This is a genomic window from Streptomyces sparsogenes (assembly GCF_001704635.1).
Lineage (GTDB): Bacteria > Actinomycetota > Actinomycetes > Streptomycetales > Streptomycetaceae > Streptomyces > Streptomyces sparsogenes.
The window spans coordinates 59,574-74,825 of sequence record NZ_MAXF01000016.1 but is presented as its reverse complement, the minus strand read 5'-3'; the positions used below and the strand labels follow the sequence as shown (position 1 = coordinate 74,825).

Below are 15,252 nucleotides of genomic sequence, written 5' to 3'. Positions count from 1 at the left end.
CATGAGGCAGATCCTCTTCTCGGGAGCCATCGGGCTCTTCCTGACCCTGATCGGCACCCCGCTGCTGATCAAGCTGCTGGCGCGCAAGGGCTACGGCCAGTTCATCCGGGACGACGGCCCGCGCAGCCACGGCAGCAAGAAGGGCACGCCCACCATGGGCGGCATCTCCTTCATCCTGGCCACGCTGATCGCCTACGCGGCGACGAAGGTGATCACCGGCAGCCAGCCGACCTTCTCCGGCGTGCTGGTGCTCTTCCTCTTCGCGGGCATGGGCCTGGTCGGCTTCCTCGACGACTACATCAAGATCGTCAAGCAGCGGAGCCTGGGCCTGCGGGCCAAGGCGAAGATGCTCGGTCAGCTCATCGTCGGCGTCGCCTTCGCGATCCTGTCGCTGAACTTCGCCGACGCCCGTCAGCAGACCCCCGCCTCCGACCGGCTGTCCTTCGTCCAGGACTTCGGCTGGTCCTTCGGCCCCGTGATCTTCGCGATCTGGGCGCTGTTCATGATCCTCGCGATGTCGAACGGCGTGAACCTCACCGACGGCCTGGACGGCCTGGCCACCGGCGCCTCCGTGATGGTCTTCGGCGCGTACACCTTCATCGGCGTCTGGCAGTACCAGGAGTCCTGCGCCAACGCGAAGACGCTCATGAACCCCTCGGCCTGTTTCGAGGTCCGTGACCCGCTCGACCTCGCGGTCGTCGCCTCCGCGCTGATGGGCGCCTGCTTCGGCTTCCTGTGGTGGAACACCTCGCCCGCGAAGATCTTCATGGGCGACACCGGCTCCCTCGCGCTGGGCGGGGCGCTCGCGGGCCTGGCCATCTGCTCCCGCACCGAGCTGCTGATCGCAGTCCTCGGCGGCCTGTTCGTCCTGATCACCATGTCCGTGGTCATCCAGGTCGGCTCCTTCCGGCTCACCGGGCGGCGCGTCTTCCGGATGGCGCCACTGCAGCACCACTTCGAACTCAAGGGGTGGAGCGAGGTCCTTGTGGTGGTCCGGTTCTGGATCGTCCAGGGCATGTGCGTGATCGTCGGACTCGGCATCTTCTACGCGGGATGGCGAGCCCAGTGACGCCCGGCGTCCCGGACCTCACCGTCTCCGACCTCGCCGGGCGGCATGTCACCGTCGCCGGACTCGGCGTCTCCGGGGTCCCCGCGGCGCGTGCGCTGCGGGGCCTCGGGGCCTCGGTGACCGTCGTCAACGGCAGCGACGGCGAGAAGCAGCGCGCCGAGGCGGCCGAGCTGGAGGCGCTGGGCGGCGTCACGGTCCGGCTCGGCGACGGGGACACTCTCCCCGAGGGCACCGAGCTGGTCGTCACCACGCCCGGCTGGAAGCCGGACAGCCCGCTGTTCCGGGCGGCCGCCGAGGCCGGCGTCCCGGTGTGGGGGGACGTGGAGCTGGCCTGGCGGCTGCGTAGTGCTGACGCGCCGCCCTGGCTCGCGGTCACCGGCACCAACGGCAAGACCACCACCGTGCGCATGCTGGCCGCCATCCTGGAGGCGGCCGGGCTGCGCACCGCCGCCGTCGGCAACATCGGTGTCTCGCTGCTGGACGTGGTGCTCGGCGACGAGCCGTACGACGTGCTGGCCGTGGAACTCTCCAGCTACCAGCTGCACTGGGCGCCGTCGCTGCGCGCCCACTCCGGCGCGGTGCTCAACCTGGCGCCCGACCACCTCGACTGGCACGGCTCCATGGCGGCGTACGCGGCCGACAAGGGCCGTATCTACGAGGGCAACCAGGTCGCCTGCGTGTACAACGTCGCCGACCCGGCCACCGAGGACCTGGTGCGCGCGGCCGATGTCGAGGAGGGCTGCCGCGCGATCGGCTTCACCCTCGGCACCCCCGGCCCGTCCCAGCTCGGCGTCGTCGAGAACATCCTGGTCGACCGCGCCTTCGTGGCCGACCGGCACAAGCAGGCCCAGGAGCTCGCCGAGGTCTCCGACGTGAACCCGCCGGCCCCGCACAACATCGCCAACGCCCTCGCGGCGGCCGCCCTGGCCCGCGCCTTCGGCGTCCCGCCCGCGGCGGTCCGGGACGGGCTGCGCGCCTTCCGACCGGACCCGCACCGCGTCGAGCACGTCGCGGATGTGGCGGGCGTGGCGTACGTGGACGACTCCAAGGCCACCAACACCCACGCCGCCCAGGCGTCGTTGGACAGCTTCGAGCACATCGTGTGGATCGCGGGCGGCCTGGCCAAGGGCGCCACCTTCGACGAGCTGGTCGTCGCCTCGGCGAAGCGGCTGCGCGGGGTGGTGCTGATCGGCGCGGACCGTGGCCTGATCAGGGAAGCGCTCGCGCGACACGCGGCAGATGTCCCGGTCGTGGACCTCGACCGGACCGACACTGGGGCGATGGCGGCGGCTGTCCGGGAAGCGGCCCGGCTCGCCCGGCCGGGCGATACGGTCCTGTTGGCCCCGGCCTGCGCCTCGATGGACATGTTCGTCAACTACAACAAGCGGGGCGACGCCTTCGCCGCGGCGGTTCACGACCTGGCCTCCGGCCGGGTGCCGGACGAGCAGTAACCCGCCGGTCCCCCGCGCGGACCGCTCGCGCGGGGACCTTGGAGGGGATACGACATGACGGCTGACCAGCCCGCCACGCCGCGCGCCTTCCGGCCCGGCCGCCCCGGCACCGGCCGCGGCGGGCCACGGGCCGGCCAGGCGGCCCCCCGGGAGCGCGCGGGCGCGCGGGACCGAGCGGGCGCCCGCCAGGGCGAGCCGGCGCGCAAGAGCGCGGCAGCGCCCAAGGACCCGGCCGCACGCAAGGACCCAGGCGCGCGCAAGGGCACCGCGGCGCCCAAGGGCGCGGCGGCGCGCGCGGCCACCGCCGCGCGCGGGGACTCCCCGGCGCGCAAGGGCACAGCCGCGCGCCGGGGCACGACGGCACGCGAAGGGACGGCCGCGCGCAAGGGGGCGGCTCCCCGGGAGCGGGTGGCCGCCCGCGAGCGGGCCGCGCGCCTGGTGCGCTCTCCCCGGGGCGCGGGCGCCCCCCGCCCGCCGCGCCGCCCCGCCCGGGGCAGCCTGCCGGAGGCGGTGCGCCGAGCGCAGACGAGGGTCAGACGGGCCTGGGACCGGCCGCTGACCGCCTACTACCTGATCATGGGCGGCAGCCTGCTGATCCTGGTGCTCGGCCTGGTGATGGTCTACTCCGCCTCCCAGATCAAGGCGCTCCAGTCGGGCCTGGCCCCCTCCTACTTCTTCCGCAAGCAGCTGCTCGCCGCCGTGCTGGGCGGGACGCTGCTGCTGCTCGCCGTGCGCATGCCCATCAAGCTGCACCGCGCCTTCGCCTATCCGCTCCTGGCGGGGTCGGTCTTCCTGATGTGCCTGGTCCAGGTGCCGGGGATAGGGGTGGCGGTCAACGGCAACCGGAACTGGATCTCCTTCGGCGGACCGTTCCTGCTCCAGCCCAGCGAGTTCGGCAAGCTGGCGCTGGTGCTGTGGGGGGCGGATCTGCTGGCCCGCAAGCAGGACAAGCGGCTGCTGACCCAGTGGAAGCACCTGCTGGTCCCGCTGGTGCCCGCGGCGGCCCTGCTGCTCGGCCTGATCATGCTGGGCGGGGACATGGGCACCGCGATCATCCTCACCGCCATCCTCTTCGGCCTGCTGTGGGTGGCCGGCGCCCCCACCCGGCTGTTCGCCGGCGTGCTGGCCTTCGCCGGGGTGATCGGGGTGCTGCTGATCAAGTCCAGTGCCAACCGGATGTCCCGGCTCGCCTGCATCGGGGCCAACGAGCCGGGCCAGAATGATCAGTGCTGGCAGGCGGTGCACGGGATCTACGCCCTGGCCAATGGCGGCTGGTTCGGCTCCGGACTCGGGGCGAGCATGGAAAAATGGGGCGAACTACCTGAACCGCACACCGACTTCATCTTCGCCATTACCGGGGAGGAACTCGGCCTCGCGGGGACGCTGTCGGTGCTCGTCCTCTTCGCGGCTCTAGGCTATGCGGGTATCCGCGTGGCCGGACGCACGGAGGACCCCTTCGTGAGGTATGCCGCGGGAGGCGTGACCACTTGGATCACGGCCCAGGCCGTGATCAACATCGGTGCTGTGCTCGGCCTGCTGCCGATCGCCGGGGTCCCGCTCCCGCTGTTCTCCTACGGAGGGTCCGCCCTGCTGCCGACCATGTTCGCGGTCGGCCTGCTGATCGCCTTCGCACGGGCGGAACCGAGCGCGCGGGCGGCGCTGGCCACGCGGCAGCCTGCTTTGTGGAAGAAGCTGGCTCGGGTGAGACGGAAGACGATGAGACGGCGCGTCAAGAAGCGGCCGTCCGGAGAGCGGTGAATTTCGGTGCATGTCGTACTCGCCGGTGGGGGGACCGCCGGCCACATCGAGCCCGCGCTCGCCCTCGCGGACGCCCTGCGCAGGCAGGATCCGACCGTGGGGATCACGGCGCTCGGCACGGAGCGGGGACTGGAGACCCGACTCGTGCCCGAGCGTGGTTACGAACTCGGGCTGATCCCCGCCGTACCGCTGCCACGCAAGCCGACCCCCGAGCTGATCACCGTCCCCGGGCGGCTGCGCGGCACGATCAAGGCCGCGGAGCAGATCCTGGAGCGCACCAAGGCCGACTGCGTGGTCGGCTTCGGCGGCTATGTGGCCCTGCCCGGCTATCTGGCCGCCAAGCGGCTCGGCGTGCCCATCATCGTCCACGAGGCCAACGCCCGGCCCGGCCTCGCCAACAAGATCGGCTCCCGCTACGCCAAGTTCGTCGCGGTCTCCACCCCGGACAGCAAGCTGCGCGGCGCCCGCTACGTCGGCATCCCGCTGCGCCGCTCCATCGCCACCCTCGACCGGGCGGCGGTCCGCCCCGAGGCGCGCGCCGCCTTCGGCCTCGACCAGAACCTGCCCACCCTGCTGGTCTCCGGCGGCTCCCAGGGCGCGCGCCGGCTGAACGAGGTGGTCCAGGCGGTCGCCCCGTTCCTCCAGCGGGCCGGAATCCAGATCCTCCACGCGGTCGGACCGAAAAACGAATTGCCGCGCGTGGACAACATGCCCGGTATGCCGCCCTACATCCCGGTACCGTACGTGGACCGGATGGACCTCGCGTACGCCGCGGCGGACATGATGCTCTGCCGCGCGGGCGCGATGACCGTCGCCGAGCTGTCCGCCGTCGGGCTGCCGGCCGCCTACGTCCCGCTGCCCATCGGCAACGGCGAACAGCGGCTCAACGCCCAGCCCGTGGTCAAGGCCGGCGGCGGGCTGCTGGTCGACGACGCGGAGCTGACCCCCGAGTGGGTGCAGGGCAATGTGCTCCCGGTGCTCGGCGACCCGCACCGGCTGTACGAGATGTCCCGGCGCGCCGCCGAGTTCGGCCGCCGCGACGCCGACGATCTGCTGGTCGGCATGGTGTACGAGGCGATCGCCGCCCGCCGCTAGGCGTACGGCGAGCCGGACCGGAAGGCGCCCCCCGGGGGCCACCGGCCGGGAACAGGAGGAGAAGCGTGGCCGGAGCGACGACCGCCAAGAGCGGTGCCCGACGGACGCCGCCGCCCGGCCCGCCCCCGCCCCTTCTCAGGGCACGCCGCCGCCTCCGCCCGCCCAGCCGCCGCACGCTGCTGGTCACGGGGGTGGCGGTGGCGCTCCTCGGCTCCGGCGTCACCTGGCTGCTGTACGGATCGAGCTGGCTGCGGGCCGAGCGGGTGACCGTCAGCGGCACGGCCGTCCTCACCCCGGACGAGGTACGCCGGGCCGCCGACGTCCCGCTCAACGAGCCGCTGGTGGCGGTGGACACCGGCGGCGTGGAGCGCAGGCTGCGGGCGCGGCTGCCACGCATAGCGGACGTGGACGTCTCCCGCTCCTGGCCGCACACCGTCGCCGTGCGGGTGACCGAGCGCAGGCCCGAGGCGCTCGTCGAGAAGAACGGGAAGTTCGTCGAAGTGGACGAGGAGGGCGTGCTGTTCGCGACCGTCTCACAGGCACCGAAGGGCGTTCCGCTGCTGAAAGTGGAGGCGGGCCGGTCGCCCAGTTCGCGCCATTTCGGCGCGGCCAGGCTGCGCCGCGAGGCAGTGGCCGTGATCACCCAACTGCCCGAGACGGTCCGGGCGGACACCCTCACGGTGCGCGTCCGCTCCTTCGACTCGATCACGCTGGGGCTGACCCGGGGCCGCACGGTGGTGTGGGGCAGCTCCGAGCGCGGGGCGGCGAAGGCCAAGACGCTCACCGCGCTCATGAAGGCCGAGCCGGACGCGGAGCGCTACGACGTGCAGGCGCCGACCGCCCCCGCCGTGGCGCACAGTTGACACGCATCGCGGCAGGCCAGGACCCTGGTTGGCTAGCCCGCTGGGTGATCACATAGGGTGAAAAGAAAAACGGGAGGTTCGGCGTGTTCATTGAACGCGCGCCGCTTGTCGACTTAGTGTCCTGTTCCGAAGAGTCCAGGAAACAGAGGCACTGGTAACCCTAAACTTCAGCGTTAGGGTTGGGGTCGGCGATCAGAACCGTCCCATTCGGCATCAGTCGGCGCACCGCGGCAACGGCGGGGTGGCGACACGTAACTCGAGGCGAGAGGCCTTCGACGTGGCAGCACCGCAGAACTACCTCGCAGTCATCAAGGTCGTCGGCATCGGCGGCGGTGGCGTGAATGCCATCAACCGGATGATCGAGGTCGGGCTCAAGGGCGTCGAGTTCATCGCGATCAACACCGATGCGCAGGCCCTGCTGATGAGTGACGCCGACGTCAAGCTCGACGTCGGCCGGGAACTCACCCGCGGCCTCGGCGCCGGGGCCAACCCCGATGTCGGCCGCAAGGCCGCCGAGGACCACCGTGAGGAGATCGAGGAGGTCCTCAAGGGGGCCGACATGGTCTTCGTCACCGCGGGCGAGGGCGGCGGCACCGGCACCGGCGGCGCCCCCGTCGTGGCCAACATCGCCCGCTCCCTGGGCGCCCTGACGATCGGTGTGGTCACCCGTCCGTTCACCTTCGAGGGCCGCCGCCGCGCCAACCAGGCCGAGGACGGCATCGCGGGGCTGCGCGACGAGGTCGACACCCTGATCGTGATTCCGAACGATCGACTGCTGTCCATTTCGGACCGTCAGGTGAGCGTGCTCGACGCGTTCAAGTCCGCGGACCAGGTGCTGCTGTCGGGCGTCCAGGGCATCACCGACCTGATCACCACCCCGGGCCTGATCAACCTGGACTTCGCGGACGTCAAGTCGGTGATGTCCGAGGCCGGCTCGGCGCTCATGGGCATCGGCTCGGCCCGCGGCGACGACCGCGCGGTGGCCGCCGCCGAGATGGCGATCTCCTCGCCCCTGCTGGAGGCCTCCATCGACGGCGCCCGCGGCGTGCTGCTCTCCATCTCCGGCGGCTCCGACCTGGGCCTGTTCGAGATCAACGAGGCCGCGCAGCTGGTGAGTGAGGCCGCCCACCCCGAGGCGAACATCATCTTCGGCGCGGTGATCGACGACGCGCTCGGCGACGAGGTCCGGGTCACCGTCATCGCGGCCGGCTTCGACGGCGGCCAGCCCCCGGCCAAGAACCGCGACAAGGTGCTCGGCTCCTCCTACGGCGGCGGCAGCCGCGACGAGACCCTCGGCTCCACCGGCCCGAGCACGGGCCGCACCTCCTCCGACACCGGCAGCCGGCCGTCCTTCGGCGGGCTCGGCAGCGTCACCCCGCGCGAGGAGGAGCCCCTCGCGCCCGAGCCGACCCCGGTCGCCGAGGTGCCGTCCACCCCGATGCCCGCCCCCCAGGTCCCGCTGGCCCGTCCGTACCCGGAGAGCCAGGCCGAGGAGCTGGACGTGCCGGACTTCCTCAAGTGAGCCGTGGCGACATGGCACCACGGCGATCCTGAAGCGATCCAGAAGTGATAGCGCAACAGTACGAAGCGAGCGGCGCGCACTTCGCCTTCACCGACCGGTGGGGCGGAGTGAGCGCCGCTCCGTATGACGAGCTCAATCTCGGCGGCGCGGTCGGCGACGACCCGGCGGCCGTACGGACCAACCGCGAGCTGGCGGCCAAGGCGCTGGGCCTGGACCCGGCCGACGTCGTCTGGATGAACCAGGTGCACGGCCGTGACGTGGCCGTGGTCGACGGACCGTGGGGGGACCGGGAGGTCCCCGCGGTGGACGCGGTGGTGACGGCGCGTCGGGGACTCGCCCTCGCCGTCCTCACCGCCGACTGCACCCCGGTGCTGCTGGCCGATCCGGTGGCGGGCGTCGCCGGGGCCGCGCACGCCGGACGGCCGGGCCTGGTCGCCGGGGTCGTCCCCGCGGTGGTGCGGGCCATGACCGAACTGGGCGCGGACCCCGCCCGGATCCTCGCCCGCACCGGGCCCTCGGTCTGCGGACGCTGCTACGAGGTCCCCGAGGCGATGCGCGCCGAGGTCGCCGAGGTCGTGCCCGAGGCATGGGCCGAGACGAGTTGGGGCACTCCGGCGGTGGACGTGACCGCCGGCGTGCGCTCCCAGCTCGCACGTGCGGGCGTGCCGACGGAGGGTCAGCCCCACGTCTGCACGCTGGAATCGACGGACCACTTCTCGTACCGGCGCGAGCGCACCACCGGGCGGCTCGCGAGCTATGTCTGGTTGGGCGGCTGAGTCGTGACGGATCGCAGAACGGAACTGGCCGACAACCTGGCCCGCGTGGAGGAACGTATCTCCGCGGCTTGTGCGGCAGCCAACCGCAAACGTGAAGAAGTCACGTTGATTGTGGTGACCAAGACCTACCCGGCGAGCGATGTCCGGATCCTCGCGGAACTCGGCGTTCACCATGTGGCCGAGAACCGCGATCAGGACGCCGCCCCCAAAGCGGCCGAATGCGCCGATCTCCCGCTGATTTGGCACTTTGTCGGGCAATTGCAGACCAATAAGGTGCGATCGGTGGCCAGTTATGCCGATATGGTGCAATCCGTCGACCGCAAGCGGCTGGTGGACGCGCTGTCCCGCGCCGCGGTGGGGGCCGGCCGTGAACTCGGCTGTCTGATCCAGGTCGCGCTCGACGCGGAGTCGGGTCAACAGGGAAGCAGGGGAGGTGTCGCGCCGGACGGAGTCGAGGCGCTCGCCGACGCGGTGGTGGCGGCCCCGGGGCTGCGCCTTGACGGGCTGATGACCGTGGCGCCGCTGGCCGGACCGTACGCGGGGCGGCCCCGGGCGGCCTTCGATCGGCTGATGGAAATCTCATCCGGCCTGCGCGCGGCCCATCCTGCTGCGAACATGGTCTCGGCCGGGATGAGCTCGGATCTCGAGGACGCGGTGGCGGCCGGAGCGACACATGTGCGCGTCGGCACGGCGGTGCTCGGAGTCCGACCCAGGCTCCGGTAACGTCGCGAAGAAGTCGGACCACAGCACAAAATATGGTCATTCCCGCCAAAAGGCGGGCAGGCCGCGTGGATCCAAGGCATCCGGTGGCGGAGCCGATCCACCACAGAGCGGAGGACGCAGAGAATGGCCGGCGCGATGCGCAAGATGGCGGTCTACCTCGGCCTCGTGGAGGACGATGGGTACGACGGCCGGGGATTCGACCCCGACGACGAGTTCGAGCCCGAACCGGAGCCCGAGCGGGATCGTCGCAGGCATCAGGTGGCGGAGACCGAGCCCCGTCCGGAGAGGGGCGAATCTGTACGAGTCGTCCACCCCCCGGCGCAGCGTGAACCCGCCCCGCTCGCAGCGGAAACCGGGCGACCCGCGCGAATCGCCCCCGTGGCATCCATCACACCTGAACGTCATAACTTGGAGAAGAACGCGCCGGTGATCATGCCCAAGGTCGTGTCCGAGCGAGAGCCGTACCGCATCACGACGCTGCACCCCAGGACCTACAACGAGGCCCGTACTATCGGGGAACACTTCCGTGAGGGCACCCCGGTGATCATGAATCTGACGGAGATGGACGACACGGACGCGAAGCGACTTGTCGACTTTGCGGCCGGACTCGTCTTCGGCCTCCATGGGAGCATTGAGCGGGTGACTCAGAAGGTGTTCCTGTTGTCTCCTGCTAACGTCGATGTCACGGCGGAGGACAAGGCCCGTATCGCAGAGGGCGGGTTCTTCAACCAAAGCTGAGACGCAACACGGCAACACCGAGACAACAACAGGCCGTACGGCCGAGCACGCAAGGGGAGAGGGACGCGCGGGATGGACGTCGCACTGCAGGTGATCTACATCGCGCTGTATTGCTTCCTGATCGTGCTGATCTTCCGGCTGGTGATGGACTACGTCTTCCAGTTCGCCCGCTCATGGCAACCCGGTAAGGCGATGGTGGTCATCCTCGAGGCCACCTACACTGTCACCGATCCGCCGCTGAAGCTTCTGCGGCGGTTCATCCCGCCGTTGCGTCTCGGGGGTGTGGCGCTCGACCTGTCCTTCTTCGTTCTGATGATCATCGTCTGGATCGTGATCTCCGTCGTCCGCAATTTTGCGAGCAGCGTGTGAACGATACGGTCTTGCCGATTGCCGACGACTACGTTGAGGTGAGTTAGAGATGCCGTTGACCCCCGAGGACGTGCGGAACAAGCAGTTCACGACCGTCCGCCTCCGAGAAGGCTATGACGAGGACGAGGTCGATGCCTTCCTCGACGAGGTCGAAGCCGAACTGACCCGCCTGCTGCGGGAGAACGAGGACCTGCGCGCCAAGCTGGCCGCCGCGACGCGGGCCGCCGCGCAGAGTCAGCAGCAGAATATGCGCAAACCTCCGGAACAGCAGGAGCGACCCGGCGCCCCCGTGCCCGCCGCCATATCCGGACCGCAGCCCGTGCCGCCCGGCCAGCAGCAGATGGGAGGCCCGCCCCAACTCCCGGGCGGTGCCCCGCAGCTGCCGGCAGGCCCGATGGGTCAGGGCGGTCCGGGTCCGATGGGGCAGGGCGGCCCCGGCCCGATGGGTCAGAACGGCCCGATGGGCCCCGGTGGCCCCATGGGCGGCCCGATGGGCGGCCCCGGCGGTCCGCAGATGCCGCAGCCGGGCCAGGGCCCGGGCGGCGACAGCGCCGCGCGCGTGCTCTCGCTCGCGCAGCAGACCGCCGACCAGGCGATCGCGGAGGCCCGTTCCGAGGCCAACAAGATCGTCGGCGAGGCCCGCAGCCGCGCCGAGGGCCTGGAGCGGGACGCCCGCGCCAAGGCCGACGCGCTGGAGCGGGACGCGCAGGAGAAGCACCGCGTCGCCATGGGCTCGCTGGAGTCGGCCCGCGCCACGCTGGAGCGCAAGGTCGAGGACCTGCGCGGCTTCGAGCGCGAGTACCGCACCCGGCTGAAGTCGTACCTGGAGAGCCAGCTGCGCCAGCTGGAGAACCAGGCCGACGACTCGCTGGCCCCGCCGCGCACCCCGGCGACCGCCTCGCTGCCGCCGTCCCCGTCCATGACCGGCTCCATGGCCTCGGCCGGCGCCGGCACGATGGGCGGCCACACCATGGGCGGCAACCAGTCCATGGGCGGCCACACCCAGGGCGGCGGCGCGCCGTCCTACGGCGGCCAGCAGCAGATGTCCCCCGCGATGACCCAGCCGATGGCCCCGGTGCGGCCGCAGAGCCCGCAGCCGATGCAGCAGGCGCCGAGCCCCATGCGCGGGTTCCTCATCGACGAGGACGACAACTGACGCGGCGGCGCGCGTAACGCGCGCAGCGCGTGACGTCGGCAGTCATACGATCCGGGCCCGGGAGCATCGCTCCCGGGCCCGGGTCGCTTGTGCGCCCTCAACCGGCGCCGGTCTCGCGGACCTCGGTGGAAGCGCGGAGCGCCGGAGGCGGCTGCCGTGCAGCCCCCTCCGGCGCTCACCGGAACGGGATTACGCCTTGCGGAGGCGGAACGAGAGGTTCAGGCCCTCGTCGGAGAACTCCTCGCCGTAGCCGGAGTCGCCCTCGCCCAGGCCACCGTCGGCCAAGTCACCGTCGGCGGACGCGAAGTCCGTCGCCAGGACCTCGTCCGCGATCAGCGCGGCGTGGTCGGTCAGCGCCGTACGGACCTCCTCGTCCGCGGAACGCCAGCGCAGCGCGATCCGGTCGGCGACGTCCAGACCGCTGTTCTTGCGGGCCTCCTGGATCAGCCGGATCGCGTCACGGGCCAGGCCCGCGCGCCGCAGCTCCGGGGTGATCTCCAGGTCGAGGGCCACCGTCGCGCCCGCGTCGGAGGCGACCGACCAGCCCTCGCGCGGGGTCTCGGTGATGATCACCTCGTCCGCGGACAGCGGGACCGTCTCGCCGTCCACGACCACCGACGCCGTCCCCTCGCGCAGCGCCACCGACAGCGCGGCCGCGTCCGCCTCGGCGATCGCCTTGGCGACCGGCTGGGTGCCCTTGCCGAAGCGCTTGCCCAGCGCGCGGAAGTTGGCCTTCGCCGTGGTGTCCACCAGCGAACCGCCGACCTCGCTCAGGGAGGCCAGGGACGAGACGTTCAGCTCCTCCTCGATCTGCGCGCGCAGCTCCGCGGACAGCGACTCGAAGCCGGACGCCGCGACCAGCGCGCGCGACAGCGGCTGGCGGGTCTTGACCCCGGACTCGGCGCGGGTCGCGCGGCCCAGCTCCACCAGGCGGCGCACCAGCGCCATCCGGGTCGACAGGTCCGGGTCGATCAGGTCCTTGTCGACCTCCGGCCAGGTGGCCAGGTGCACGGACTCCGGGCCGTCCGGGGTGACCGGGACGACCAGGTCCTGCCAGACCCGCTCGGTGATGAAGGGGACGAGCGGGGCCATCAGCCGGGTGACCGTCTCGATCACGTCGTGCAGGGTGCGCAGCGCGGCCGCGTCGCCCTGCCAGAAGCGGCGGCGGGAGCGGCGCACGTACCAGTTGGACAGGTCGTCGACGAACGCGGACAGCAGCTTGCCGGCGCGCTGGGTGTCGTACGCCTCCAGGGCCTGCGTCACCTGGTCGGTCAGCGTGCCCAGCTCGCTCAGCAGCCAGCGGTCGAGCAGCGGCCGGTCGGCCGGGGCCGGGTCGGCCGCGCTCGGGGACCAGCCGGAGGTGCGGGCGTACAGGGCCTGGAAGGCGACCGTGTTCCAGTAGGTGAGCAGCGTCTTGCGGACGACCTCCTGGATGGTGCCGTGGCCCACCCGGCGGGCCGCCCAGGGCGAGCCGCCGGCGGCCATGAACCAGCGGACGGCGTCCGCGCCGTGCTGGTCCATGAGCGGGATGGGCTCCAGGATGTTGCCCAGGTGCTTGGACATCTTCCGTCCGTCCTCGGCCAGGATGTGACCGAGGCAGACCACGTTCTCATAGCTCGACTTGTCGAAGACGAGCGTGCCGACCGCCATCAGGGTGTAGAACCAGCCACGGGTCTGGTCGATGGCCTCGCAGACGAACTGCGCCGGGTACCGCTTCTCGAAGGTCTCCTTGTTGTGGTACGGGTAGCCCCACTGGGCGAAGGGCATCGAGCCCGAGTCGTACCAGGCGTCGATGACCTCGGGCACCCGCACGGCCTCCAGCGAGCAGCCGTCGGCGGGGCAGGTGAAGGTGACCTCGTCGATGAACGGCCGGTGCGGGTCCAGGCCCGATTGGTCGGTGCCGGTCAGCTCCGTGAGCTCGGCGCGCGAGCCGACGCAGGTGAGGTGGTTCTCGGCGCAGCGCCAGATGGGCAGCGGCGTGCCCCAGTAGCGGTTCCGGGACAGGGCCCAGTCGATGTTGTTGTTGAGCCAGTCGCCGTAGCGGCCGTGCTTGACCGACTCCGGGAACCAGTTCGTCCCCTCGTTCTCGCGCAGCAGCGCGTCCTTGATCGCGGTGGTGCGGATGTACCAGGACGGCTGCGCGTAGTAGAGGAGGGCGGTGTGGCAGCGCCAGCAGTGCGGGTAGCTGTGCTCGTACGGCACATGGCGGAACAGCAGGCCGCGGGCGCCCAGGTCGGCCGTCAGCGCCTCGTCGGCCTTCTTGAAGAACTGGCCGCCGACCAGCTCCAGGCCCTCCTCGAAGGTGCCGTCCGGGCGGACCGGGTTGACCACCGGCAGGCCGTAGGCGCGGCAGGTCCGCAGGTCGTCCTCGCCGAAGGCGGGGGCCTGGTGGACCAGGCCGGTGCCGTCCTCGGTGGTCACGTAGTCGGCGTTGACGACGAAGTGGGCGTCGCCGTCGAAGTCCACGAGGGTGAAGGGCCGCTGGTAGGTCCAGCGCTCCATCTCGGCGCCGGTGAACACCTGCCCGGTCGCGGTCCAGCCCTCGCCGAGCGCCTTCTCCAGCAGCGGCTCGGCGACGACCAGCTTCTCCGTGCCGTCGGTGGCGACCACGTAGCGCACCTCGGGGTGCGCGGCGACGGCGGTGTTGGACACCAGGGTCCACGGGGTGGTGGTCCACACCAGCAGCGCGGCCTCGCCGGCGAGCGGCCCGGAGGTCAGCGGGAAGCGCACGAAGACCGAGGGGTCGACGACCGTCTCGTAGCCCTGCGCCAGCTCGTGGTCGGACAGCCCGGTGCCGCAGCGCGGGCACCAGGGGGCGACCCGGTGGTCCTGGACCAGCAGCCCCTTGTTGAAGATCTCCTTGAGGGACCACCACACCGATTCGATGTACTCGGGGTTCATGGTCCAGTACGCGCCGTCGAGGTCGGTCCAGAACCCCATGCGCGTGGTGAGCTCGGCGAAGGCGTCGGTGTGGCGGGTGACGGACTCGCGGCACTTGGCGTTGAACTCGGCGATGCCGTACGCCTCGATGTCCTGCTTGCCGCTGAAGCCGAGCTCCTTCTCGACCGCCAGCTCGACCGGCAGGCCGTGGCAGTCCCAGCCCGCCTTGCGGTCGACGTGGTAGCCGCGCATGGTGCGGAAGCGCGGGAAGACGTCCTTGAAGACGCGGGCCTCGATGTGGTGGGCGCCCGGCATGCCGTTGGCGGTCGGCGGGCCCTCGTAGAAGACCCACTCGGGCCGCCCCGCCGACTGCTCGAGGCTGCGGGCGAAGATCTTGTTCTCCCGCCAGAAGTCGAGCACGGCGTGCTCGAGGGCGGGCAGGTCGACCTGGGCGGGCACCTGGCGGTACTGCGTCATCGGATCCTTCCTCCGGCGGATACGTGCGGGGCTTGCGTTCCGTCGGAGGGACGAGAGCTCGCGCTCCCGCGGTACCACCCTCCTTGGCCGGGAGCGCTGTGAGCTCCTGGCCCCCTCATTGGGGTCGCGACGCCGGTTCTACTGGCCCTGGGCGGGGGTTCTTCCGGCGGCTCCGGGGTGATCCTTCACATCGCGCTCGCCCCCGGGCTCGCACCGTCCCCGGGTCGCTCATGGCTGCGTACGACGCTACTCGTCCCCTTCCACGCCTTTCGCTTCGCCCAGTGTACGGGTCCGGGCGGCCCCCGGCCGACCGGTTTCCGGGCTGCGCCGAGTGAGGTACCGGCGGCCGGGGCGGTGACCCGAACGGCGATACGC

At 71.4% G+C, this 15,252-nt stretch carries 12 protein-coding genes; 11 read left to right on the top strand and 1 reads right to left on the bottom strand.

The window, feature by feature from the left end:
* The first annotated feature begins 1 nt into the window (after nucleotide 1).
* From mraY to BBH68_RS02405, 11 genes are all read left to right on the top strand, one after another.
* Nucleotides 2-1,069 (top strand): phospho-N-acetylmuramoyl-pentapeptide-transferase, encoded by a 1,068-nt coding sequence (gene mraY / locus BBH68_RS02455; RefSeq protein WP_065958623.1) that lies wholly within the window; start codon nucleotides 2-4, stop codon nucleotides 1,067-1,069.
* Nucleotides 1,054-2,520 (top strand): UDP-N-acetylmuramoyl-L-alanine--D-glutamate ligase, encoded by a 1,467-nt coding sequence (murD, locus tag BBH68_RS02450; RefSeq protein ID WP_065958556.1) that lies wholly within the window; start codon nucleotides 1,054-1,056, stop codon nucleotides 2,518-2,520. Before mraY ends, murD begins: the two co-directional genes overlap by 16 nt.
* Before the next feature lie 408 nt (nucleotides 2,521-2,928).
* A complete protein-coding gene (ftsW, locus tag BBH68_RS02445; RefSeq protein WP_079150756.1) occupies nucleotides 2,929-4,278 on the top strand; it encodes a putative lipid II flippase FtsW in 1,350 nt (449 codons plus the stop codon).
* Nucleotides 4,279-4,284: 6 nt separating this feature from the next.
* The gene (gene murG / locus BBH68_RS02440) at nucleotides 4,285-5,373 is read left to right on the top strand and encodes an undecaprenyldiphospho-muramoylpentapeptide beta-N-acetylglucosaminyltransferase (RefSeq protein ID WP_065958555.1); all 1,089 of its coding nucleotides are present in this window, start codon (nucleotides 4,285-4,287) and stop codon (nucleotides 5,371-5,373) included.
* A gap of 65 nt (nucleotides 5,374-5,438) precedes the next feature.
* Nucleotides 5,439-6,236 carry a cell division protein FtsQ/DivIB gene (locus tag BBH68_RS02435; RefSeq protein ID WP_065958554.1) on the top strand — a complete coding sequence of 266 codons (798 nt, stop codon included), beginning with the start codon at nucleotides 5,439-5,441 and terminating at the stop codon, nucleotides 6,234-6,236.
* Between the two features lie 277 nt (nucleotides 6,237-6,513).
* Complete coding sequence (ftsZ, locus tag BBH68_RS02430; protein WP_065958553.1) at nucleotides 6,514-7,758, top strand: cell division protein FtsZ; 1,245 nt, start codon at nucleotides 6,514-6,516, stop codon at nucleotides 7,756-7,758.
* 44 nt (nucleotides 7,759-7,802) lie between these two features.
* Nucleotides 7,803-8,534 (top strand): peptidoglycan editing factor PgeF, encoded by a 732-nt coding sequence (gene pgeF / locus BBH68_RS02425; RefSeq protein WP_065958552.1) that lies wholly within the window; start codon nucleotides 7,803-7,805, stop codon nucleotides 8,532-8,534.
* Nucleotides 8,535-8,537: 3 nt separating this feature from the next.
* Nucleotides 8,538-9,257: a YggS family pyridoxal phosphate-dependent enzyme gene (locus BBH68_RS02420; RefSeq protein WP_065958551.1), complete on the top strand. Its 720-nt coding sequence runs from the start codon at nucleotides 8,538-8,540 to the stop codon at nucleotides 9,255-9,257.
* A gap of 123 nt (nucleotides 9,258-9,380) precedes the next feature.
* On the top strand, nucleotides 9,381-9,995 hold the full coding sequence (locus tag BBH68_RS02415) for a cell division protein SepF (RefSeq protein WP_065958550.1): 615 nt from the start codon (nucleotides 9,381-9,383) through the stop codon (nucleotides 9,993-9,995).
* Between the two features lie 72 nt (nucleotides 9,996-10,067).
* Nucleotides 10,068-10,364: a YggT family protein gene (locus BBH68_RS02410; protein WP_065958549.1), complete on the top strand. Its 297-nt coding sequence runs from the start codon at nucleotides 10,068-10,070 to the stop codon at nucleotides 10,362-10,364.
* A gap of 49 nt (nucleotides 10,365-10,413) precedes the next feature.
* On the top strand, nucleotides 10,414-11,520 hold the full coding sequence (locus tag BBH68_RS02405; protein ID WP_065958548.1) for a DivIVA domain-containing protein: 1,107 nt from the start codon (nucleotides 10,414-10,416) through the stop codon (nucleotides 11,518-11,520).
* Nucleotides 11,521-11,709: 189 nt separating this feature from the next.
* On the opposite strand, the gene ileS is transcribed toward BBH68_RS02405, so the two are convergent.
* Entirely contained in the window at nucleotides 11,710-14,877 is a 3,168-nt protein-coding gene (gene ileS, locus BBH68_RS02400; protein WP_065958547.1) for an isoleucine--tRNA ligase, read from the bottom strand.
* Between the last annotated feature and the right edge of the window lie 375 nt (nucleotides 14,878-15,252).